The organism is Streptomyces sp. SCSIO 75703 (assembly GCF_036607905.1).
Lineage (GTDB): Bacteria > Actinomycetota > Actinomycetes > Streptomycetales > Streptomycetaceae > Streptomyces.
The window spans coordinates 5,442,191-5,463,704 of record NZ_CP144555.1 but is presented as its reverse complement, the minus strand read 5'-3'; the positions used below and the strand labels follow the sequence as shown (position 1 = coordinate 5,463,704).

20 protein-coding genes are annotated in these 21,514 nt (G+C 74.6%); 6 read left to right on the top strand and 14 right to left on the bottom strand.

The features are described 5' to 3' along the window. The first annotated feature begins 4 nt into the window (after nucleotides 1-4). Entirely contained in the window at nucleotides 5-1,054 is a 1,050-nt protein-coding gene (locus VM636_RS24035; RefSeq protein WP_030418000.1) for a membrane protein, read from the top strand. A gap of 230 nt (nucleotides 1,055-1,284) precedes the next feature. Here the strand turns inward: VM636_RS24035 and VM636_RS24030 are convergent, their stop codons facing one another. The 4 genes from VM636_RS24030 to VM636_RS24015 all read right to left on the bottom strand — a co-directional run bounded on the left by VM636_RS24030 (nucleotide 1,285) and on the right by VM636_RS24015 (nucleotide 6,149). Next, the gene (locus VM636_RS24030; RefSeq protein ID WP_030417999.1) at nucleotides 1,285-2,367 is read right to left on the bottom strand and encodes a S1 family peptidase; all 1,083 of its coding nucleotides are present in this window, start codon (nucleotides 2,365-2,367) and stop codon (nucleotides 1,285-1,287) included. 495 nt (nucleotides 2,368-2,862) lie between these two features. Beyond that, entirely contained in the window at nucleotides 2,863-3,771 is a 909-nt protein-coding gene (locus VM636_RS24025; protein ID WP_030417998.1) for a S1 family peptidase, read from the bottom strand. A gap of 221 nt (nucleotides 3,772-3,992) precedes the next feature. Then, a complete protein-coding gene (locus VM636_RS24020; protein ID WP_338485658.1) occupies nucleotides 3,993-4,778 on the bottom strand; it encodes a DUF1684 domain-containing protein in 786 nt (261 codons plus the stop codon). Nucleotides 4,779-4,982: 204 nt separating this feature from the next. Further along, the gene (locus VM636_RS24015) at nucleotides 4,983-6,149 is read right to left on the bottom strand and encodes a DUF5685 family protein (RefSeq protein ID WP_338485656.1); all 1,167 of its coding nucleotides are present in this window, start codon (nucleotides 6,147-6,149) and stop codon (nucleotides 4,983-4,985) included. A 290-nt stretch (nucleotides 6,150-6,439) separates the two neighbouring features. Here VM636_RS24015 and VM636_RS24010 point away from each other — a divergent pair, with 290 nt between their 5' ends. After that, nucleotides 6,440-6,877: a cell division protein SepF gene (locus VM636_RS24010; protein ID WP_030417995.1), complete on the top strand. Its 438-nt coding sequence runs from the start codon at nucleotides 6,440-6,442 to the stop codon at nucleotides 6,875-6,877. Nucleotides 6,878-6,960: 83 nt separating this feature from the next. On the opposite strand, the gene VM636_RS24005 is transcribed toward VM636_RS24010, so the two are convergent. Beyond that, nucleotides 6,961-8,166 (bottom strand): acyl-CoA dehydrogenase family protein, encoded by a 1,206-nt coding sequence (locus VM636_RS24005; protein ID WP_030417994.1) that lies wholly within the window; start codon nucleotides 8,164-8,166, stop codon nucleotides 6,961-6,963. Between the two features lie 112 nt (nucleotides 8,167-8,278). Then, nucleotides 8,279-9,880, bottom strand: a complete 1,602-nt coding sequence (locus tag VM636_RS24000; RefSeq protein WP_030417993.1) for an MFS transporter — start codon at nucleotides 9,878-9,880, stop codon at nucleotides 8,279-8,281. 259 nt (nucleotides 9,881-10,139) lie between these two features. On the opposite strand from VM636_RS24000, the gene VM636_RS23995 reads away from it, so the two are divergent. Then, nucleotides 10,140-11,330 carry a hypothetical protein gene (locus tag VM636_RS23995; protein WP_338485654.1) on the top strand — a complete coding sequence of 397 codons (1,191 nt, stop codon included), beginning with the start codon at nucleotides 10,140-10,142 and terminating at the stop codon, nucleotides 11,328-11,330. A 239-nt stretch (nucleotides 11,331-11,569) separates the two neighbouring features. After that, nucleotides 11,570-12,595, top strand: a complete 1,026-nt coding sequence (locus tag VM636_RS23990) for a phosphatase PAP2 family protein (protein ID WP_338485652.1) — start codon at nucleotides 11,570-11,572, stop codon at nucleotides 12,593-12,595. 165 nt (nucleotides 12,596-12,760) lie between these two features. Here the strand turns inward: VM636_RS23990 and VM636_RS23985 are convergent, their stop codons facing one another. The 3 genes from VM636_RS23985 to VM636_RS23975 all read right to left on the bottom strand — a co-directional run bounded on the left by VM636_RS23985 (nucleotide 12,761) and on the right by VM636_RS23975 (nucleotide 15,133). Then, nucleotides 12,761-12,976 carry an I78 family peptidase inhibitor gene (locus VM636_RS23985; protein WP_030417990.1) on the bottom strand — a complete coding sequence of 72 codons (216 nt, stop codon included), beginning with the start codon at nucleotides 12,974-12,976 and terminating at the stop codon, nucleotides 12,761-12,763. Between the two features lie 310 nt (nucleotides 12,977-13,286). Beyond that, nucleotides 13,287-14,282: a YafY family protein gene (locus tag VM636_RS23980; protein WP_053913562.1), complete on the bottom strand. Its 996-nt coding sequence runs from the start codon at nucleotides 14,280-14,282 to the stop codon at nucleotides 13,287-13,289. A 41-nt stretch (nucleotides 14,283-14,323) separates the two neighbouring features. Beyond that, nucleotides 14,324-15,133, bottom strand: coding sequence for a hypothetical protein (locus VM636_RS23975; protein ID WP_030417988.1), 810 nt, complete (start codon nucleotides 15,131-15,133; stop codon nucleotides 14,324-14,326). A 500-nt stretch (nucleotides 15,134-15,633) separates the two neighbouring features. Between VM636_RS23975 and VM636_RS23970 the strand changes: the two genes are divergently transcribed. Together VM636_RS23970 and VM636_RS23965 are read left to right on the top strand one after the other, a co-directional pair. After that, nucleotides 15,634-16,440: a hypothetical protein gene (locus tag VM636_RS23970; protein ID WP_053913563.1), complete on the top strand. Its 807-nt coding sequence runs from the start codon at nucleotides 15,634-15,636 to the stop codon at nucleotides 16,438-16,440. Nucleotides 16,441-16,540: 100 nt separating this feature from the next. Then, entirely contained in the window at nucleotides 16,541-16,858 is a 318-nt protein-coding gene (locus VM636_RS23965; protein WP_030417986.1) for a hypothetical protein, read from the top strand. Nucleotides 16,859-16,918: 60 nt separating this feature from the next. Here the strand turns inward: VM636_RS23965 and der are convergent, their stop codons facing one another. The 5 genes from der to aroH all read right to left on the bottom strand — a co-directional run bounded on the left by der (nucleotide 16,919) and on the right by aroH (nucleotide 21,428). Then, a complete protein-coding gene (der, locus tag VM636_RS23960) occupies nucleotides 16,919-18,397 on the bottom strand; it encodes a ribosome biogenesis GTPase Der (protein WP_030417985.1) in 1,479 nt (492 codons plus the stop codon). Nucleotides 18,398-18,454: 57 nt separating this feature from the next. Beyond that, on the bottom strand, nucleotides 18,455-19,123 hold the full coding sequence (locus tag VM636_RS23955) for a lysophospholipid acyltransferase family protein (protein ID WP_030417984.1): 669 nt from the start codon (nucleotides 19,121-19,123) through the stop codon (nucleotides 18,455-18,457). After that, nucleotides 19,120-19,815, bottom strand: a complete 696-nt coding sequence (gene cmk / locus VM636_RS23950; RefSeq protein ID WP_030417983.1) for a (d)CMP kinase — start codon at nucleotides 19,813-19,815, stop codon at nucleotides 19,120-19,122. Before cmk ends, VM636_RS23955 begins: the two co-directional genes overlap by 4 nt. A gap of 168 nt (nucleotides 19,816-19,983) precedes the next feature. Continuing rightward, entirely contained in the window at nucleotides 19,984-21,069 is a 1,086-nt protein-coding gene (locus tag VM636_RS23945; RefSeq protein ID WP_030417982.1) for a prephenate dehydrogenase, read from the bottom strand. Next, nucleotides 21,066-21,428, bottom strand: coding sequence for a chorismate mutase (gene aroH, locus VM636_RS23940; protein ID WP_030417981.1), 363 nt, complete (start codon nucleotides 21,426-21,428; stop codon nucleotides 21,066-21,068). The genes VM636_RS23945 and aroH overlap by 4 nt, the downstream gene beginning before the upstream one ends. Between the last annotated feature and the right edge of the window lie 86 nt (nucleotides 21,429-21,514).

The following is a 21,514-nucleotide window of genomic DNA, read 5'->3' as shown; positions in this document are numbered from 1 at the left end:
GGGCATGTCGCACACCATCGGTCCCGGGCACCGTTCCTTCCTCGGCGGGGTGAGGGACGCCGTCACCCCGCGCGCCACGCTGCTGGTCCTCGGCGTGGTCGCGCTCCAGCTCCTCTTCATCGCCTCCTACGTGGGGGCGCTGCACGACCCGAAACCGAAGGACGTGCCCTTCGGGGTGGTCGTGCCCGCTCCCGCCGCCGAACGGACGGTGGCCCGGCTGGACGGGCTGCCCGGCTCCCCGCTGGACGCGCGCGCGGTGGCCGACGAGGCGACCGCCCGGCGGCAGATCACCGACCGGAAGATCGACGGCGCCCTGATCACCGACCCGGCAGGCCGCACCGACACCCTGCTGGTGGCCTCCGGCGGCGGCACCGTCCTCGCCACCACCCTGAAGGGCATCGTCACCGACCTGGAGGCGTCCGAGGGCCGCACCGTGCGGACCGTCGACGTGGCCCCCGCCTCGCCCGACGACTTCAACGGGCTGTCGTCCTTCTACCTGGTCGTGGGCTGGTGCGTCGGCGGCTACCTGTGCGCCTCGATCCTGGCGATCAGCTCCGGCGCCCGGCCCTCCGACCCGGCCCGCGCCGCGATCCGGCTGATCGTGATGGCGCTGGTGTCGGCGCTCGGCGGGCTCGGCGGCACGCTGATCGTCGGACCGGTCCTGGGCGCCCTGCCCGGCGGCGTGGCGGCGCTGTGGGGGCTCGGCACGCTGATCACCTTCGCCGTCGGGGCCGCCACGCTCGCGCTCCAGGGTGTCTTCGGGATCGTCGGCATCGGGCTGGCGATCCTGCTCGTGGTGATCGCGGGCAACCCCAGCGCGGGCGGTGCCTTCCCGCTGCCGCTGCTGCCGCCCTTCTGGAAGGCGATCGGCCCGGCGCTGCCACCGGGCGCGGGCACGTGGTCGGCACGGTCGATCGCGTACTTCGACGGGCACGCCATGACCGCCCCGCTGCTGGTGCTGGGCGCCTGGGCGCTCGGGGGGATCGTCGTCACCATGGCGGCGTCGGCGCAGCGCGGCCGGCGCGGCCGGAAGGCGCCCCTCCCGGCGCTCTGACCGGCGGGCGGGCACCGGACGGACGCCTCGGCTCCCGCCCGGTCCCTCTCCCCCGGTACCGCCCGGTCCCTCTCCCCGGCCCCTCTCCCCTCTCCCCCGGCTCCGCTCACCCCCTCGGTCCCGGCACCGCCCGGCTCCTCGCGCCCGCCCCGTGATCCCGCCCCCGGACGGACGGAAGTCCCGCCCCTCGCGCGCGAGGCGGGACTTCCAGGGTGCCCGGGTGCCGCGGATCAGCCGATCTGCGTACCGGTGGCCGACAGGGCGTCCGTCACCGGCTGGAAGAAGGTCGTCCCGCCCGAGGTGCAGTCACCGCTGCCGCCGGAGGTCAGGCCGACCGCGCTGCTGCCCGAGAAGAGGGAGCCGCCGCTGTCGCCGGGCTCGGCGCAGACGTTGGTCTGGATGAGCCCGTTGACGATGTCGCCGTTGCCGTAGTTCACGGTGGCGTCCAGACCGGTGACCGTGCCCGAGTGGACCTGCGTGGTGGAACCGCTGCGGGTCACCGACATGCCGACGGTGGCCTCGGCCGCGCCCGTGATGTTCTGGGCGGAGCCGTTGTAGAGGTTCACCTCGCTCGGGTGGGCCACGTCGGCCGTGTACTTGACGAGGCCGTAGTCGTTGCCCGGGAAGCTGGAGTCGGCGTTGGTGCCGATCACGGTGCCGGACGAGTCCGACCAACTGGAGATCGACTCGGTGCAGTGACCGGCGGTGAGGAAGTACGGCTCCCCGCCCTTGGTCACGTTGAAGCCGAGCGAGCAGCGCCCGCCGCCTCCGGTGATGGCGTCGCCGCCCGCGATGAGGGGCTTGTACTCCCCCTTCGTGCGCTGGAGTTCGGCGGTGCCGCCGAGCCCGTCGACCACCTCGGTCAGCTTCGCCCAGTCGGCGTCGGAGACCGTGCGGTCGGCGGTGACGACGACCTTGTTGGTGGTCGGGTCGGTCACCCAGGAGGTGCCCGGGATGGTCGCGTCCCGCGTCAGGGCGGTGCGCGCGGTGCGCAGCTCGGCGAGGGAGTTCTCGACGATTCTGGCCTTGGCGCCCGCCGCCTCGACGGTCTGCGCGGCGGCCTCGTCGAGCACGTTGACCACGAGGGTCTTGGCCTGCGCGTCGTAGTACGTACCCGCCGCGTCGGCGCCGAGGTCGCCGGCCAGCGTGGAGGCGAGCTTTCCGGCCGCCGTGACCGACAGGGTCTCGGGTGCGGCGGTCGTCGCGGACTCGCTGGCGTTCGCAGTCTGGAAGGTGACTCCCGCCGCGATCAGTGCGGTGATGCCCGCACCCACCGTGGCGACCCGTCGCCTGGATATGCGTCGGTGCTTCAACTCACGTCCTCCTGTGGGGGGTCGGCCCTGGGGATTGTGGGGATCCCGCGGGCCGGAAGGCTGGTTGACGAGCCCAACTCTCCCGAACGGCGCAGGGGGCACACAAGACCGACTTCAGGACGTGCGCACGACAACTCCAGCGCGGGCACAGCTCCTTCACGATTCATGTCCTCTCCAGGAGGATTCGCGCAGCAAACACCACGGCAAAGGCAGCGGGCGGGTGACAGAGGGTCGGACAGTGCCGTTTCGGCTGTCTTGATCTCCCCTTGCGGACGGCCCGTCATCCGTGCGTCTACACGCGGTGCTGGGCCCCGAAGGCGGGCCCCGGGAGCGGAAGCGGAGCCGGAGGAGCCCGGCAGCGGAGCACGGGGCGGAACCGGGGGCGGACGGCGGGAAGCCCCCGCACGGTGGATGCGTGCGGGGGCTTCGCCGTGCGCGGCCGGCCGCGCTCGGGGTGACGGGCCGTCCGGACCGGCCCGGAACGTCCTGGCGGTCCTAGTAGACGTTGACCCCGTAGGCGCTGAGCGCCTCGGTGACCGGCTGGAAGAAGGTCGTGCCGCCGGAGGAGCAGTTGCCGCTGCCGCCGGAGGTCAGACCGTAGGCGACACCGTTGCTGCCGTAGAGCGGGCCGCCGGAGTCGCCGGGCTCGGCGCAGACGGTGGTCTGGATCAGACCCGAGACGATGTCGCCGCCGCCGTAGTTGACCGTGGCGTTCAGCGCGGTGACCCGGCCGCTGTGAGTGCCGGTGGTGGAACCGTCGCGGATGACCGTGGTGCCCACGCTCGGCGTGGCCGCCCTGGTGATGTCCACCCCGTTGGCGGTGCCCGGCTTGCTGATGGAGCTGTTGGTGTACCGGACGATGCCGTAGTCGTTGCCCGGGAAGCTGGAGCCGGCCGTCGTGCCGAGGACGGTGGACTTGGCGGAGTTGGCCCACCAGGTGCCGGCGCCGTCGGTGCAGTGACCGGCGGTCAGGAAGTACTCGGCGCCGCTGCTGCTGCGGACGTTGAAGCCGAGGGAACAGCGCCAGCTGCTCGCGTAGATGGCGTCGCCGCCCTCGATCAGCTTGCTGAACTTGCCCGGGGTGCGCTTGACCGTGAGCGCGCCGGCGTTCGCGCCGGCCTGCTTCTTGATCTGCGCGATCTGGGCCTCGGTGACCGTGCTGTCGGCGGTGACGACGACACGGCCGGTCTCGCTGTCGACGGCCCAGGCGGTGCCCGGGACGTCGGCCTTGAGCACCGAGGCGTCGACACTCTTGAGCTGGGAGGCGCTGAAGGTGGCGGGGGCGTCGGACGCGTTCGCGCTGGGGACCGCGAACGCTGCGGCGGCCGCGAGGCCGGCGGCGACGGCGATCAGCCGGGTCCGTCTCGCGACACCGCTGCGGGGGGTGGTGCGCTTGATCCTCACTTTACGTTCCTCCACGGGGGAAGTAGGGGGCCCCTGTTGTGGGGTGGGGCCCGTGAGGCGCAGCCAGGAGCCGAAGTGTCCGGATTCCGAACACGCCATGCTCCTGACAAGCGCTGAAGGGGAGTATTCGGCCGAACGGCCGGTCGGCGCAAGGGTGCCTTTCGGCCGTCACCCCGTGGACGTGATCCGCGCGGCCCCGCCGGCGGCGGTCCGGCCCCGGATCAGCGCGGCGTCCGCTCCCCCGCCTCGACCGCGGCGTCCAGGGTGTTCCCCGGCGGCGGGAAGGGGCACACGAAGTGATCGGCGAAGGCGCACGGCGGCAGCAGCGCGCGGTTGAAGTCGACCACCGTACGGCCCTGGGCGTCCGGCGCGGAGGGCCGCAGGAAGCGGAAGCGGTAACTACTGTTCCCGCTGGTGGCGTCGGCGAAGACCGCCCACAGCGAACCGTCCTCCTCCACGTCCGCCTGGAGGGCGCGCTCCCGCCCGTCCAGGGTGAAGGCCAGCTCTCCGGAGAGGCCGAGCCCGCGCTCGCGGCCGTCCGCGTTCGGCACCCGCACACTGCGCCGCCCGGCACCGTACGGCGTGAAGCGCCCGGGCACCGACCAGCGCGGGTCCCAGGGCGTGGCGACGATGCCGCCGAAGGCCCGCCGTGACTCGGCCGAGGGGTCGAAGTCCCTTACCCCCAGGGCGCCTTCGCGGTCCAGGACCACCAAGTGCCGGTCGCCGTAGGCCACCCGGGCCGCGCTCGCCGGACCGGGGTCGGGGGCGAGCCGGGCGGTGCCGTCGAGGGGCCGCCCGTCCACGGTCAGCCCCTCGTCCCGGGCGGCCGTCAGCAGCACGGCGCCGCCGTCTTCGGTCCAGTGCCCCGGGATGGCCGGAAGTCGCCCCTCCGGATGGTCCGCCAGCCAGTGCGTGGCCGTCAGCGCAAGCGGTCCGTAGGGCGCCGACACCGCCGCCACGCGCCGCTCGTGCCAGCGCCGCCACTCCTCCGCCGGGTCCGTCGTCATGGTTCCGCCCTTCCGCGCCGGGTCCGGCCGGTGATGATGCCACGGGGCGCCGGCCGGGACGCGCCCGCGCGAACGCGCCACGGCCCGTGTCCCCCGGGCCCACCCGCCCGGCGGACGCGCGGTCCCCGGGGTCCGCCCGCCCGGCGGCGAGGGCGGCGAGGACGGCGAGGGGGCAGGCGGTGAGGACGACCGCCCGGCCGGGCTTCAGCAGTCGCAGCCGCAGCCGTCACAGCAGCAGCCGTCGCCACACCCGTCCTCGCCGGAGCACTTCCCGCAGCAGTCGCAGCACTCACAACAGCCGGAGCAGTCGCAGTCGGCGCACTGCGCGTCCTTGCGCTGCCCGGTCCACGGGTCCTCGTAGGTGCCGCAGCACATCTGGCAGGTGCAGGCCAGCCCCACCCACACCGCGCACCCCGCGAGGAGCCCGCGCCGCCGCTCCGGCGGCTCGGGGGGCATCGGCGCACCGGGCCCGCCGGGCGGCGCGTACGGGTGGCCCCCGTGGGCGCAGGCCGAGGTGCCGAAGGCCCGGTCGACGGAGGTGCGCAACTCGTGGACGAGCAGCCGGTGCACCAGCCGCCCGTCGGTGAACTCGGCCTCGGCCAGGGCGAGCCGCACCCCGCGCACGGCGTCGTCGGCGAGCCGCCGGGCCTCGATGAGCGGGGTGCCCGTGGCGGTGAGCGGGTTCCAGGCGCCCGCGGCGGCGTCGGCCTCCCGGTCCTCGACGGCGTCCAGGAGATGGGCCAGCCGTCCGAACAGGCGCCCCGCCTCGGCGAGCGGTCCGGCGTTGCCGGGCCGGCCGGCGAGGACCGCGGTGTGCGCGAAGGCCGCCGCGGTGGCCGTCTCGGTCGGTTCGGTCACGGTGAGCAGGGGCGTGCCGGGCCCGGCGAGTGCCTCCAGTCCCGTCTGCCGGCCGACGGCGTCGAGCAGGACCGCGGTGTCGAACCCGACGGCCCCGCCGCCGCGGGCGCCGGCCGCGTCCCAGCCGGCGGCGACACGGCGGGCGGCGAGCGCCACCGGCCGGCGGGCGAGCAGCCCGTCCCCGTCGGCGACGTGGTCGCGCAGCTTGGCCGAGGCGAGCACCAGGGAGACGGCAGCGGCGAGCCGGGCCCCTTCCCCCCGGGCGACGGAGGCGGTACGCATCCCGCGCAGCGGGCAGGGCCCCGCCGTGCGCCGGCCGGTGCCCGCGCCGCCGGGCGCGGACTGAGCCTCCGTCAACACCGAGACCAGCAGGCCGTCATAATTGGTGACGATGCGGGCGAACTGCCCGTGGTCCTTGCGCAGGGCGAGGCAGAGCCCGCACAGATGGGCCGTCCACTGACGCGCGAGTCCCGCCCCGAGCCGGTGCCGGCAGGGTCTGACGATTCCGAACACGACTGTTCCCCCGTGGTGTTTTCGACGCCGCGTCGCGGGATCGTACCGCCGGGCGAGTCACCCGTACGTCCCACTCCTCACCCGTACGCCGGGAAGAATCATATTTCACTCACAGTCAGCGCCCGTTGGGGAAACGACCCTTGGGGCACCTGGGCTCTCGACGGATCCGCTGTGCACCAGTACCGTCACAAACCCCCCGCGCGGCGTCTGTCCACTTGGCGCGACGTCCGCATCATGGATGACCATAGGGATGCGGAACGCACGGAAGACCGCTGTGAGAGGAGGCGTCCATGGGATCGGTACGCAAGGCGAGTGCGTGGCTCGGCCTCGTCGACGACAACGAAGACGAGCGCTACTACGACGACGACTACTCCGAGGAAAACGACTCCGGCGACGCCTGGGTCACGGACCCCCGCGTGCGGGTGGCCGCGGACACGGCCGAGGAGCGCGGGCGCCGCATCGGCACGGTGACCCCGGACAGCTTCCGGGACGCGCGGGCCATCGGCGAGATGTTCCGCGACGGCGTCCCGGTCATCATCAACCTGACGGCGATGGAGGCCGGTGACGCCAAGCGGGTCGTCGACTTCGCGGCCGGGCTCATCTTCGGCCTGCGCGGTTCGATCGAGCGGGTCTCGACCCGGGTGTTCCTGCTCAGCCCGGCCGACACCGAGGTCATCAGCGGGGAGCCGGCCGCGCGCCGCTCGGACGGTTTCTTCAACCAGAGCTGAGCCCGGGGCCGCGCGTCGCCGGCCCCGCCACCGTCACGGCCCGGCCACGACGCCGCCCCGGCCCCCGGCCCCGGACCTCCCGCCTACCGGAAGGCGTCGAGTCCGGTGAGCGCCTTGCCCAGCACCAGTTGGTGCATCTCGACGGTGCCCTCGTAGGTCAGCACCGACTCCAGGTTGGTCGCGTGCCGCATCACGGGGTATTCGAGGGAGATCCCGTTGGCACCGAGGATCGTGCGCGACGTGCGGCAGATGTCGATGGCCTCGCGCACGTTGTTGAGCTTGCCGAAGCTGATCTGCTCCGGGCGGAGCCGGCCGGCGTCCATGCGCCGCCCGAGGTGGTGGGCGAGCAGCAGCCCCTTGTGCAGTTCGACCGCCATGTCGGCCAGCTTGGCCTGGGTGAGCTGGAAGCCTCCGATGGGCCGGCCGAACTGCTCGCGCGTGGTCGCGTACTCCACGGCGGTCTCGAAGCAGGAGCGGGCGGCGCCCATGGCGCCCCAGACGATGCCGTAGCGGGCGTGCCCGAGACAGCCCAGCGGCGCGCGCAGCCCCTCGGCCTCCGGCAGGACGGCGTCGGCGGGCAGCCGGACGCCGTCGAGGACCAGTTCGCTGGTGACGCTGGCGCGCAGCGACCACTTGTGCCGGATCTCGGGGGCGGAGAAGCCGGGCGTGCCCGCGGGGACGAGGAAACCGCGGATGCCCTCGTCGGTCCGGGCCCACACCACGGCGACCCCGGCGACGGACCCGTTGGTGATCCACATCTTGCGGCCGTCGAGGACCCAGTCCGCGCCGTCGCGCCGGGCGCGGGTGCGCATGGCCGCGGGGTCGGAGCCGTGGTCGGGCTCGGTCAGCCCGAAGCAGCCGATGACCTCGCCGGCGGCCATCCGCGGCAGCCACTCCCGCTTCTGCTCCTCGCTGCCGTAGCGGTGGACGGCGTACATGGCGAGGGAGCCCTGCACGGAGACGAGGGAGCGGATGCCCGAGTCGGCGGCCTCCAGTTCGGCGCAGGCCAGCCCGTACTGCACGGCGCTCGCACCGGCGCAACCGTAGCCCTCCAGGGACATGCCGAGGGCGCCCAGGGCCCCGAGCTCGCGGGCGAGTTCCCGGATGACGGGCAGTTCGCCGCGCTCGTACCAGCCGGCGATGTGCGGGAGCACGCGGTCGGCGGCCCAGCCACGCACGGTGTCGCGGACCGCCAGGTCCTCGGGGCCGAGCAGGTCGTCGAGGCCGAGCGGGTCGGCGGGGTCGAACGGGGGCCGCGGGGCGGACGGGGACGACGGGGTCGAGACCATGGGGCACCCTCCGGGGACGAGAAACTAGCACCGCTAGCCACGGCTCCGCGCCGACGTTACGTGGCAGTCTCCCGCACGTCCACCTCCCCCGGGGGTCCACCCCGCCGGGGCGTCACACCGGGACGCGGGGCGTCTCCCGCGCGTCGCGCGGGGCGGGCACGGCGACGGTCTCGCACTGCATGGCCCGCGGCAGCCGCAGCGCCATCAGCGCGCCGAGCAGCAGCAGGACCGCGCTGACCAGCAGGGTCACGTGCAGTCCGTGGACGAAGGCGTCGGCCGCGGCCCGCCGCAGGGCGCCCGCCGCCGGCTCCCGCAGCCTTCCGGCCTCCTGGTACGCCTCGCCCAGCGAGTGCCCGGCCGCGTCGGAGGCGGAGCGCGGCACCCCGGGCACGCCGCCGCGCAGACCGGGGGCGTAGGCCGCGTTCATCACGCTGCCCAGGAGCGCGATGCCGATGCCGGCGCCGAGCTGGTAGGAGGTCTCGCCGATGGCGGCGGCCCCGCCTGCCTGCGCGGGGGGCGCCTCGCTCAGCATCGACTCGTAGGCGCCGAACAGCGTGGTCTCCAGGCCGAAGCCGAGCAGGACGAAGCCGCACAGCAGCAGCACCACGTTGTCGGCCCGGCCCATCGCGGTCAGCAGCAGCACCGCGCCGGCGGTGAGGCAGAAGCCGGCGGAGACCATCCGGCGCGGGCCGAAGCGGCGCAGCATCCGCGCCCCGGCCAGTCCGGCGGCCATCGCGGCGAAGGTCAGCGGGAGCAGCCGCAGCCCGGTCTGCAGCGGGGAGAGACCGAGCACCAGTTGGAGGTACTGGGCCGCGATCAGCTCCAGGCCGACCAGGGCCAGCATGGCGAGCACGATGCAGCCGACCGAGGTGCTGAACGCCGCCCTGCGGAACATGCGCAGGTCGACCAGGGGGTGCCGGCGGCGCCGCTGGCGCCGGGCGAAGGCGGCCAGCAGGGCGGCGCCGGCCAGCGGGGGGACCAGGGTGAGCAGGCTCAGCGTCGGCTCCGTGCCGCCGAGCCGCTTCACGCCGAGGACGACGCCGAAGAGCCCGGCCGCCGCCATCAGGGCGCCGAGCACGTCCCAGGGACCGTCGCGGTCTCCGGTCGACTCGGGCAGCAGCAGCCATCCCACCGGCAGGCTGACCAGCATCAGCGGGATGTTGACCAGGAAGACCGAGCCCCACCAGAAGTGCTCCAGCAGGAACCCGCCGAGCAGCGGTCCGATGGCCGCGCCGACCGCGGCCACCGCGCTCCAGACGCCGATCGCCAGCGCCCGCTCCCGCCGGTCGGGGAAGACCTGGCGCAGGATCGACAGCGTCGCCGGCATGATCATGGCGCCGCCGACGCCGAGCAGCGCGCGGGCCGCGATCAGGACGTGTCCGTCGCCGGCCAGGGCCGCCAGGGCGGAGGCGACACCGAACAGGGCGTAGCCGAGCAGCAGAATCCGCCGGCGGCCCACCCGGTCGCCGAGCGTGCCGAAGAGGATCAGCAGCGAGGCGCAGACGAGCGGGTAGACGTCGACGATCCAGAGCAGTTCGATCGGACCGGGCCGGAGATCCTCGGTGACGGCGGGCACCGCCACGTGCAGGACGGTGGCGTCGAGGGCGACGAGCAGCAGGCTGGCGCAGAGGACGACGAGGACCACCCAGCGGTTGGCGCCGGCCCCGGCCGCCCGGCGGCGCAGCGCGGCGGCAGCCGTGGTCGTCCCGGACATGCGCGTACCTCCAAGGTGTTCCCTCGCGTCCGGCGGGCCGGGCGGGGCGGGGACTGCCCCGCGGCTCACCCGGCGAGGAGCGGTGGCCTGCCGGCCGGGCGGCGGAACGCGAGTGGTTCGCCAGCGTACGCGAGTCCGCATCCGGTCCGCGTGGCGGGCCTCACACATCCGGCGCGAGCGGCGTGACCTGCGTCACCGGTGTGGGGCCGGCGGGTGCCCGGCGGGCGGCGCGGTCCGGGCGGCGGCGGATAATCGCCCGGTGACCGATACCGCGACCCGGGGGGCCCCGGCCCGGCCCGGCGCCCTCGGCCGGGCCGCGCCGGCGCTCCTCGGCTACGCGGCCGTGCGCGCCTTGGGGCTGGCCGTGCTGGCCCTGTGGAGCGCCGCGAACGGCAAGAGCGCCCACACCCTGCTCACCGCCCGCTGGGACGCCCTGTGGTACGCCCGGATCGCCTCCGGCGGCTACGGGTACGAGGTCCGTCTGCCCTCCGGGGACGTCCACTCCGACCTGGCCTTCTTCCCGCTGCTGCCGTGGCTGGAGCGGATGGGGGCGGCCGTGTCGCCGCTGTCGCACGCGGACGTCGGCTTCCTCGTCTCGCTGTGCGGCTCCCTCGCCGCGGCCTGGGGGATCTTCGCGGTGACCGAGCACCTGTACGGCCGGCGGGCCGGGGTGTGCGCGGTGGTGCTGTGGGCGGCGCTGCCGGTGGGGATCGTGCAGTCGATGGCGTACAGCGAGTCGCTGTTCACGGCGCTGGCCGCCTGGTCGCTGTACGCGGTGCTGACCGGGCGGTGGCTGAGCGCGGGCACGCTGGCCGCGCTGGCCGGGCTGACCCGGCCGGTGGGGCTCGCGGTGGCGGCGGCGGTGTGGGCGGCGGCGTTCACGGCAGGCGGGCGAACCGGGAGCGGGGGCGGTCGCGGCGGCGTGCCCGGCCCGGAACGCGCCCCGGGTGACGGCGTGCGACGCGCACTGGCGGTGCTGCTCGCGCCCCTGGGCGCCGCCGGGTACGTGCTGTGGGTCGGCCACCGCACGGGGGCGGGCCCGCTGGGCTACCTCGACGTCCAGGCCGGCTGGCGCAACGGCTTCGACGGCGGGCTGGCCTTCGCCCGCTTCGTCGGCGGGCGGTTCGCGTCCTTCCCCTCGGCCCTGGCGGGCGCCGCCCTGGTGGCCGGGGTGGGCCTGGTCGGGTGGCTGTACGTGCTGTGCCTGCGGCGGCGCCAGCCGCTCCCGCTCCTGGTGTACGCGGGGATCGTCACCGCCCTGGCGCTGTGCGCGTCGGGCTACTTCGGGTCCAAGCCCCGGCTCCTGCTGCCCGCCTTCCCGCTGCTGCTGCCCCCGGCGGTGGCGCTGGCCGGCCTGCGGACCTCCAGGTCGGCGCTGGTGCTGGGCGGGCTGGCCGCGGTGGCGGCCGGGTACGGGGCGTTCTGGCTGAACGGCTCGGGCCCGCCCTGAGCCCGCCCGGGGGCCGCGGTGAGCGCCGGGGAAATTCCGTACCAGCATTCGGTGAACGAATTCGAAAGCACGATAAGACCGTCGGCCGGGCCGATCAAAGGAATTGAAGTCCATCACGGGCGGCGATTGTCAATTTCCTGGAAATGGCATGGCGCCTGAGAGGAATCCCACATCACATCGTCATCACAAAGCCGTTGATTCGTCGGGGTTCACTCCTCACTCGCTGTAACGTCGATTGGGTGCGTACCGAACGGAACCTCGCCCGTCTGGACCGGGTGTTCACGAGACTCGACCGGGAGCCGGAACGGCCGGCCCACCTGGTTGTGCCGGAGATGAGCCGGCACAGGATCGCGCTGTTCGCCGGGACCCTCGCGTTCTACGTGGCGATCGTCTGGGCGGTGCTCATCACTTCCTGGCTGGTCCGGCTCGACTGGCAGGTCATGTTCTTCCGGCCCTACCAGCAGTGGCCGGACATCCACGCGTTCGTCGACTACTACGTCGTGCTGGGCCAGCGCGGCCCCACCGCCGTGATGGTCGCGGCCTGGCTGGGCTGGCGCTCCTGGCGGCAGCACACCCTGCGTCCGCTGCTGGCGCTCGGCGTCTCCCTGCTGCTGCTCAACGTCACCGTGGGTGCCGCCAAGATCGGGATGGGCCGGCTGGGCCCGCACTACGCGACCACGATCGGCGCCAACGAGATGTGGCTCGGCGGCGATATATTTCCGAGCGGTCACACCGCGAACGCCGTCGTGACCTGGGGCATCCTGGCCTATCTGGCGTCCACGCCGCGCGCGAGGCGCTGGCTGTCGGCGCTGTCCGCGGTCACCTCGCTGGGCGTCGGGATGTCCACCGTCTACCTCGGGACGCACTGGCTCAGCGATGTGCTGCTGGGCTGGGCGGCGGGGCTGCTGATCCTGCTGGCGCTGCCGTGGTTCGAGCCGCTGATCGCCCGCGCGGAGACCTGGCTGCTCGGCCGCCGCGACCGCCTGCGGGACCGGCTGCGGGACCGCAGGGGCCGCAGGGCGCGGGCCCGGCGCCCGGCCACCACGCCGGTGCTGATCACGCCGGTGCCCGGGCGCGAGGAGCCGCCGGCACGGGAGCCGGTGGCCGCTCCGCGCACCCGCGCGCCGGCGTACCTGGCCCCGGGCCCGCACTCGGTCCGCGCGGACCGGACGCCGGTCACGCCGGCCGGGAGCCGGCGCCCGCCGCACGCCGACCGCGCCCCGCGCAGCACCGCACCGGCCGCCCGCCCCATCTCGGGCGGCTGAGCGGCCCGAGACGGGGCGGCACGCTAGGGGCCCGGTACGCACCACCGCTCCCCCGCGCCACGCCCCGCTCGTCGGGAGGGACCCTCGCGTGGGGCGGCGGCCCTGGTCCTCCCCTCGGAGGGCCGGGGCCGCCGTCGCGCGCGGTCACCGTCCGCCGGGCCGGCGTCAGCCCTTCCAGGCGCGGGTCACGCGGCCGGCCTCGACCTCGAAGTTGATCCGGCCCACGCGGTACTCCATGGTGATCATCGTGCCGGGCGCCAGCGACCGCACCGTGGACCAGCCCCGCTGCCGCGCGAGCCGTTCGGCCGCGCCGGATTCGAGGCCGACGTAGGCGTCGGTGCTGTCCCGGGGTTCCTCGGGGGGTGTCGGAATCGATGCCATGCCGCCACGCTATGCCCCGCTCCGCGGCCGGGGAAGCCCGGCCGGGTAACGGGGTCCCGGATGCCCCTCCGGTCACATTTCTGTCACAGCTCGACGACATGCGTTTTGGTGGAACTCCGTCACACGGACGGACGGTTCCGTGCCCCTTTAGCCGTCGGCCGGACGGAATTCCCCGCCGCGTCGGCAGACCCGCGAATAGGCGGCCGGAAAGGGACGTCGAGGGAACCTCGGTGATCTCGCCATTCCCCTTTCCCGCGGAACGGAACGAACACGGGAGATCAGATGTCGCCACAGGAAATACATCGTTCGATCACCCTGCCTCCGCGCCGGCCGCGGCGGTCCCGGAGCGGGCGAGGGAACGCGCCAGCCGGTCCCGGGCCGACCGGATCGCGTCGGTCAGGCCGGGCGGCTCCAGCACCTCGAACTCCACCCCCAGCGTCATCAGGTGCAGCACCATGACGTCCGGGTCGGCGGCACCGGTGCGCAGCAGGCAGTGGTCCGGGCCGTCCGCCGTGAGCACCCCGACGGCCGGGGAGATCCGCTCGGCGGCCCGCGCGAGCGGCATCGGCAGGCGCACCAGCGCGTGGGTGGCGTAGACGCGGGTGGAGACGCCCTCGGAGACGTACGCGGCGAGGTCCTCGGCGGGCGGCTCACGCGGGGTGAAGCGCGGCCCGTGCGGCGGCGTCGGCGTGAGCCGGTCCACCCGGAAGGTGCGCCAGTCCGCCCGGTCCACGTCGAAGGCGACCAGGTACCAGAGGCGCTCGGTGCACACCAGCCGGTACGGCTCGACGGTGCGGCGGCCGACGGTGCCGTCGTGGCCGCGGTAGGAGCAGCGCAGCCGCTCCCCGTCCCGGCACAGCCGCGCCAGTTCGGTGAGGACGGCCGGGTCCACGGCGCGGTCCCCGGGGGCGCGCAGCATCGGCACGGTGACCGCGTTCAGGGCGCCGACCCGGCGGCGCAGCCGGTCCGGCAGCACCTGCTCCAGCTTGGCGAGGGCCCGTACGCAGGTCTCGTCGATGCCCTCGATGCCCTGTCCGGCGGCGGTGCGCAGGCCGACGGCGACCGCGACGGCCTCCTCGTCGTCCAGCAGCAGCGGCGGCAGTGCGGCGCCGGCCCCGAGCCGGTAGCCGCCGCCGGTGCCGGGGGCGGAGCCGACCGGGTAGCCCAGCTCGCGCAGCCGGTCCACGTCCCGGCGGACGGTGCGCGGGGAGACGCCGAGACGGTGGGCGAGAGCGGTGCCGGACCACTCGCGGTGGGCCTGGAGCAGGGAGAGCAGGCGCAGCAGCCGTGCCGAGGTGGCGAGCATGCGTCCAGTGTGCCGAGGGCCTCGGACACCGGGCGCGGAGGTCAGTCCGGCAGGGCGGTGACCTCCAGGGAGAGGTCGTTGTCCCGGGTGAAGTACGGCCCCGCCGCCACGAGGCCGCCCGGGGTGCGCACCCGGGCCGTGGGGTAGGTGACCACCGGCTGTTTGTCGGCGATGTCGTCCAGGAGCCGGGCGACGCGCACGGCGGGGCCCTCCGGGCCGGCGGGGCGCAGCCACAGGTCCCAGACGCCGGGCTCCAGGGCGGTGTAGTCGACGGCGAGACGGAACTCCGCCCCCTCGCCCTCCAGCGCGGCCCGCAGTACGCCCCGCGCCCCCGAGCCGGGGCGGGGCCGCAGCTCGGCGTGGGCGCCGGCGTCCAGGCGGGTGCCGTACACGCGTCCCCGCAGGGTCAGCCCCTCCTGCGCGAGGTGCGGCTCGCCCGCCTCGGCGTGCGGGGCGCGCAGCCAGCTCCGGACGGTGAGGTTGCCCTGCCGGGTGGCGTACGGGATGCGCACGGCGACGTGGCCGAGGAGTCCGCTCGGGGTGCGCTCGGTCAGGGAGCGCAGGTCGGTGACGCCGGGCACCAGGCGCAGCGGCTCGCCGTCGGACACGCGGGCGTAGGCGTCCCAGCGGCCCTCGGGCAGCAGGACGCTGCTGGGCAGCGCGGCGCGCAGCCGCCCCTCGGCGGCGGGGGCGAGGGGCAGTCCGACCTCGTCGTCCGCGTCGCGGCGGCGCAGCACGAGGTGGGCCGTGGCGGACTCGCCGCGCGCGGCGACGTCGAAGGTCAGTCCGCCCGCGGAGTCGGCGATGCAGTCGGCCCGCAACGGAGCGGCCGACGGAGCCTGCGGCGTCATGCGGTGCGGTGCCTCCTCGGTCCTCTCGTCGTCCGTTGAGACCGGGAACCCGGGCTCCTGGTTGTCCCCGTCCGGTTGCGAACTGGTCACGGTCGGGGAACGGAGGGCACCGGGGCGCGGCCGGCGGAGGGCCGGACACCGCCGGTAACGGCCCTCGCGCCCTCCCGGCGCGCACGGTCCCCTCCCCCGCGACGGCGGTTTCCCGTCATCGTCCCGCGCCGCCCCGGCCACGGCTTTCCCGATATGTCGACCGAGGGCGCCCCAGGGGAGATGCCTCCCCGCCCCCGGGCAACCCCCTTGCGTGACGGAGAACTTGACGCGGAACGGAGTTTTCCGGCCACCGGGCGGGCGGACTCTTCGGATGATTCGATTCCGTTCGCCCCGGAGCGTGACCCCCGCCACGGATCGCCCGTTGTCTTCAGCATGAGCCGGGAACCACCCCGGACCACGGACCGGGAGCCACCCGGCCCGGTCACGCACCGCATCCCGAGGAGCCACCCGTGCCGCGCATGCTCGACGTCAGCGACGAGGTACGCGCCGAGATCGGCGACGAAGAAGCCGACCGCCTGCTCGCCGGGGGCCATGCCCCGGGCACTTACGACTGCACGTCCTGCCGGACCCCGGGCGACTGCGAGCAGGAGCGGACCAGCACCGTCCTCTTCATCGGCGACGAGACCGCCGTCCTCGCCTTCGCCCACTCCGGCTGCCTGCCCTCGCAGGTCGTCAAGGTCACCGAGGAGCAGCTCCAGGGCGCCGTCAGGTCCATCAGCTCCGGCGCCGTCCCGCAGGAGCCCGCGCCGGCCGCTCCGGAGCAGCCCTCCGCGCCCGCGCCCGAACAGGCGGTCCTCGGCGTGACCAGCGGACTGGTCCTGATCGCCGGGGAGCTGCACCCCGCGCTGGTCGTCGAGCCGACCGCGCCGATCGTGCGACCGGGCACCACCGGGACCGGGGACGACTTCCTGCCGCTCCTCATCGAGCAGGGCTTCCTGCCCGTCACCGAGCTGTCCACCGCGCCGTCCGTGCTGCACGGCTGGTCGGTGCTGCTGGCCATGGGCCAGCTCCACGCCGTCCTCCAGCCCGGCGGCACCGGCGGCCGTCCGGTGGCCTGGTGGCAGGCGCACCAGCCGCTCCAGGTCACCGACGGCTGGCGCACCGCCGCCAACAAGCACCAGCAGGTGCTGATGTTCGCCGCGCCGGTCGGTTCGATCGGCCGTCAGCCCCGCGAGGACCTGCTGCGGGACGCACTGGACAAGGCCGCCGCCAACGGCCGGCTGGTCGCCGCCGCCCTGCCGCTCGCCGGTACCTGAGCCCGCCGGCGGCGCGGGCGGGACGGCGTTTCCCCGCTCCCGCCGCCGGCGGGGCTCCCGCCGCCCGCATCCCTTCCGGCCCGGGGTCGTTTGGACATACGTGCACGCATACGACTCCTTCCGCCGATACGGTGGCCCCTCGGCCACGCCGATCTACGACGCGCTCTACGCCGAGTACGTCAAGACCTTCCGCTCGCTGCCGGGCGACCGCAGCGGCGAGGAGGAGCTGGGCTTCACCGGATTCGGGAACCTCTTCCGCGGCCGGGGCGGATACAGCGCCTACAGCGCGGGCGCCCAGAGCGCGCGGATCGGCCAGCCGTCGCCGTGGCAGCGCGTCGGCCCCCTCGTCCCGCCGGGCGCCGGGCCGCTGCGCCCCGCGCAGGCCGCACTGCCGCCGGCCCCGCGCCGAGGTCTGTGAGAAGGCGCCGCACGTGAGAGGGGCGGTCCCCGACGGGACCGCCCCTCTCACGTGCTCGGGCTACTTCTTCTTCGCGCCGCGCTTCTCGCGCACCCGCACCGAGATGTGGATCGGGGTGCCCTCGAAGCCGAACTCCTCGCGCAGCCGGCGCTCGATGAACCGCCGGTAGCCGGCCTCGATGAAGCCCGAGGCGAAGAGCACGAACCGCGGCGGCCGGGTGCCCGCCTGCGTGCCGAAGAGGATGCGCGGCTGCTTGCCGCCCCGCACGGGGTGCGGGTGGGCGGCCACCAGCTCGCCGAGGAAGGCGTTGAGCCGCCCGGTCGGCACCCGGGTCTCCCAGCCGGCGAGGGCGGTCTCGATCGCCGGGACCAGCTTCTCCATGTGCCGCCCGGTCTGCGCCGAGATGTTGACCCGCGGCGCCCAGTCCACCTGGCCCAGCTCGGTCTCGATCTCCCGCTCCAGGTAGTAGCGGCGCTCCTCGTCGAGGGTGTCCCACTTGTTGTACGCGAGGACCAGCGCGCGGCCCGCCTCGACGGCCATGGTGACGATCCGCTGGTCCTGCACCGAGATGGACTCGGAGGCGTCGATGAGGACGACGGCGACCTCCGCCTTCTCCACGGCGGCGGCGGTGCGCAGCGAGGCGTAGTAGTCGGCGCCCTGCTGGAGGTGGACCCGCTTGCGGATGCCGGCCGTGTCGACGAAGGTCCAGGTCTTGCCGCCCAGCTCGATCCGCTCGTCGACCGGGTCGCGGGTGGTGCCGGCCAGCGCGTCGACCACGACGCGCTCCTCGCCGGCCACCTTGTTCAGCAGCGAGGACTTGCCGACGTTGGGACGGCCGATCAGGGCGATGCGGCGCGGGCCGCCGACGGCGGTCCCGAAGGTCTGCTCGGGCGCCTCGGGCAGCGCCTCCAGGACCTGGTCCAGCATGTCGCCGGTGCCGCGGCCGTGCAGGGCGGAGACGGGGTGCGGCTCGCCCAGGCCCAGGGACCACAGGTAGGACGCGTCGGCCTCGCCGCTGGGTCCGTCGACCTTGTTGGCGCAGAGCACGACCGGCTTGCCCGCCTTGCGCAGCAGCCGTACGACGGCCTCGTCGGTGTCGGTGGCGCCGACCTTGGCGTCGACGACGAAGACGACCGCGTCGGACGCCTCGATCGCGTACTCGGCCTGCGCGGCGACGGAGGCGTCGATGCCGAGGACGTCCTGCTCCCAGCCGCCGGTGTCGACGACCTTGAAGCGGCGGCCGGCCCACTCGGCCTCGTAGGTGACGCGGTCGCGGGTGACGCCGGGCCGGTCCTCGACGACCGCCTCGCGGCGGCCGATGATCCGGTTGACCAGGGTCGACTTGCCGACGTTGGGCCGGCCGACGACGGCGAGGACGGGCAGCGGCCCGTGCCCGGCCGCCTCGATCGCGCCCTCGACGTCCTCGACGTCGAAGCCCTCCTCCGCGGCGAGCTCCATGAACGCCGCGTATTCGGCGTCGCCAAGCGCCCCGTGGTCGTGCTCCTCGCCCGAGACCTCGGAGTGGATGTGGTCGTTCATGAAGTCCGTACCTCGTTCATCGTGGTGATCGGTGGGCACCCGGTTCCGGGTGCGCCACTACTCGGGTGCCGCCGTGCGGCCGGTGAGCCGTCCGGCGTGGTCCAGATGCGCGGTGAGCCGCTCGCGGATGCGCTCGGTCGCCTCGTCCAGCGCCTTGCGGGTCCGCCGTCCGCTGCCGTCGCCCGCCTCGAAAGGGTCGCCGAAGACGACGTCGACCCGGGAGCGCAGGGGAGGCAGCCCCTTTATCAACCGGCCGGACCGCCCGGAACTTCCCAGGACGGCGACCGGCACGATCGGGGCGCCGCTGCGCACGGCGAAGTAGGCCAGTCCGGCGCGCAGCGAGGCGAAGTCGCCGTCGCCGCGGGTGCCCTCGGGGAAGATGCCGAGCACGCCGCCGGCGTCCAGCACCCCGAGGGCGCGGGCTATCGCCGTGCGGTCGGTGGAGTGGCGGTCGACCTCGACCTGGCCGATGCCGGTCAGGAAGGTGCCGAGCGGGCCGACGAACGCCTCCCTCTTGATGAGGAAGTGCGTCGGCCGGGGCGCGACCCCCATGACCATGGGGCCGTCGATGTTGTGCGAGTGGTTCACGGCGAAGATCAGGGGGCCGCTCGCGGGCACCCGCCAGGCGCCGAGGACCCGCGGTCTCCACAGTCCGTACATGAGGCCGACGCCGATGCGCCGTCCGACCTCGGCGCCCCGCTCGGACGCCACGGTGGCAGCGGTCACTTCCCCGCCCGCTTCTCCTCGACGAGGGTGACGACGCACTCGATGACCTGCGTGAGGGTGAGGTCGGTGGTGTCCACCTCGACGGCGTCGTCCGCCTTGGCCAGCGGGGAGGTCGCGCGGGTGGAGTCGGCGGCGTCCCGCTTGATCAGGGCCTCGCGGGTGGCGTGCACGTCGGCGCCCTTCAGCTCGCCGTTGCGGCGGGCGGCGCGGGCCTCCGCCGAGGCGGTGAGGAAGATCTTGAGGTCGGCGTCGGGCAGCACGGTGGTGCCGATGTCGCGGCCCTCGACGACGATGCCCCGCTCGGCGCCGGCGGCGATGGCGCGCTGCAGCTCGGTGATGCGGGTGCGCACCTCCGGGACGGCGCTGACCGCGCTGACCCTGGAGGTGACCTCCTGGGTGCGGATCGGGCCGGCCACGTCGACGCCGTCGACGGTGATGGTCGGGCCGGCCGGGTCGGTGCCGGAGAGGATGTCGGGCTTGCCGGAGGCGGCGGCGACGGCGTGCGGGTCGTCGGTGTCGATGCCGTTGCTCACCATCCACCAGGTGATGGCCCGGTACTGGGCGCCGGTGTCCAGGTAGCTCAGGCCGAGCTGCGCCGCGACGGCCTTCGACGTGCTCGACTTGCCCGTGCCGGAGGGGCCGTCGATGGCGACAATCACGGCCGGCTCGGTCGGGGCGGCGCCGTTTTCCACGAGGGGACACCTTCCTGGTGCGGTGCGGTGGGTGGGGTGGGGGGCGAGGGGGCGCCCCGGACAAGGTTACTTGCTCCGCGCGGGCCCCCGGACCGGCCCGGTGCGGCACCGCGGACGGCCCCGGGCCGCCACCGCCGGGGCGCGCGCGGCCGGCCCCGGACGGGCCGGTCACTGGCGGATGGCCCAGCCCCGTTCGCGCAGGGCCGCCGTCAGCACCACGGCGGCCTTCGGTTCGACCATGAGCTGGACCAGTCCGGCCTGCTGCCCGGAGGCGTGCTCGATGCGTACGTCCTCGATGTTGACCCCGGCCCGCCCGGCGTCGGCGAAGATGCGCGCGAGCTGGCCGGGCTGGTCGTCGATGAGGACGACCACGGTCTCGTAGGAGCGCGGGGCCGAGCCGTGCTTGCCCGGCACCCGGACCTGCCCGGCGTTGCCGCGCCGCAGGACGGCCTCGATCCCGGCGCCGCCCTCGCGGCGCTTGTCGTCGTCGGCGGACTGCAGGGCGCGCAGGGCCCGCACCGTCTCCTCCAGGTCGGCGGCGACGTCCCCGAGCAGGTCGGCGACGGGCCCCGGGTTGGCGGAGAGGATGTCGATCCACATACGGGGGTCGGAGGCGGCGATCCGGGTCACGTCCCGGATGCCCTGGCCGCACAGCCGCACGGCGGACTCGTCGGCGTGCTCCAGGCGGGCGGCGACCATGCTGGAGACCAGGTGGGGCATGTGGGAGACGAGGGCGACGGCGCGGTCGTGGGCGTCGGCGTCCATGACGACCGGCACGGCCCGGCAGTGGGAGACCAGCTCCAGGGCGAGGTTCAGCACCTCGGTGTCGGTGTCCCGGGTGGGGGTGAGCACCCAGGGGCGGCCCTCGAAGAGGTCGGCGGTGGCGGCCAGCGGTCCGGACTTCTCCCGGCCGGACATGGGGTGGGTGCCGAGGTAGGCGGTCAGGTCGAGGCCGTGGGCCTCCAGCGCGCGCCGGGGGCCGCCCTTGACGCTGGCCACGTCCAGGTAGGCGCGTGCGGCGCCGCGGCGCAGGGCGTCGGCGAGCACGTCGGGCACGAGGGCGGGCGGGGCGGCGACGATGGCGAGGTCGACGGGGCCGTCGGGGGCCTCGTCGGTGCCGGCGCCGAGCGCGGCGGCGGTACGGGCCTGCTCGGGGTCCCGGTCGGCGAGGTGCACGGTGACGCCGCGCCGGGTCAGGGCGAGGGCGGCGGAGGTGCCGATCAGGCCGGTGCCGATGACGAGGGCGCTTCTCACTGGGCGATGTCCTTGCGCAGGGCCGCGGCGGCGCCGAGGTAGACGTGGGCGATCTCGGCGCGGGGCCGGTCGGACTCGATGTGGGCGAGGATCCGTACGACCCGGGGCATGGCTCCCTCGACGTCGAGTTCCTGGGCGCAGATCAGCGGGACGTCGACGATGCCGAGGCCCCGCGCGGCGGCGGCCGGGAAGTCGCTGTGCAGGTCGGGGGTGGCCGTGAACCAGATGCTGATCAGGTCGTCGGCGGTGAGCCCGTTGCGTTCCAGGACGGCGGTGAGCAGGGCCGTGACCTGCTCGCCCATGTGGTCTGCGTCGTCCCGTTCGAGTTGGACGGCGCCCCGGACCGCTCGTACCGCCACGGCGATGCTCCTTGCTGACGTGCGTATCGGCTCCTGGCCCGTCCAGCCTAGTCAGCCCGTCGCGCACCGGCCCGGTCGCCCGCTCC

What these genes read in the sequence shown, in the direction of transcription:
- VM636_RS24020 (WP_338485658.1), bottom strand. Translation starts at nt 4,778, where the DNA reads ATGACGACGGACCCGGCGGAGGAGTGGCGGCGCTGGCACGAGCGGCGC.
- VM636_RS23985 (WP_030417990.1), bottom strand. Translation starts at nt 12,976, where the DNA reads ATGGCATCGATTCCGACACCCCCCGAGGAACCCCGGGACAGCACCGAC.
- der (WP_030417985.1), bottom strand. Translation starts at nt 18,397, where the DNA reads ATGAACGACCACATCCACTCCGAGGTCTCGGGCGAGGAGCACGACCAC.
- VM636_RS23975 (WP_030417988.1), bottom strand. Translation starts at nt 15,133, where the DNA reads ATGACGCCGCAGGCTCCGTCGGCCGCTCCGTTGCGGGCCGACTGCATC.
- VM636_RS23980 (WP_053913562.1), bottom strand. Translation starts at nt 14,282, where the DNA reads ATGCTCGCCACCTCGGCACGGCTGCTGCGCCTGCTCTCCCTGCTCCAG.
- VM636_RS24010 (WP_030417995.1), top strand. Translation starts at nt 6,440, where the DNA reads ATGGGATCGGTACGCAAGGCGAGTGCGTGGCTCGGCCTCGTCGACGAC.
- VM636_RS24000 (WP_030417993.1), bottom strand. Translation starts at nt 9,880, where the DNA reads ATGTCCGGGACGACCACGGCTGCCGCCGCGCTGCGCCGCCGGGCGGCC.
- VM636_RS24005 (WP_030417994.1), bottom strand. Translation starts at nt 8,166, where the DNA reads ATGGTCTCGACCCCGTCGTCCCCGTCCGCCCCGCGGCCCCCGTTCGAC.
- VM636_RS24035 (WP_030418000.1), top strand. Translation starts at nt 5, where the DNA reads ATGTCGCACACCATCGGTCCCGGGCACCGTTCCTTCCTCGGCGGGGTG.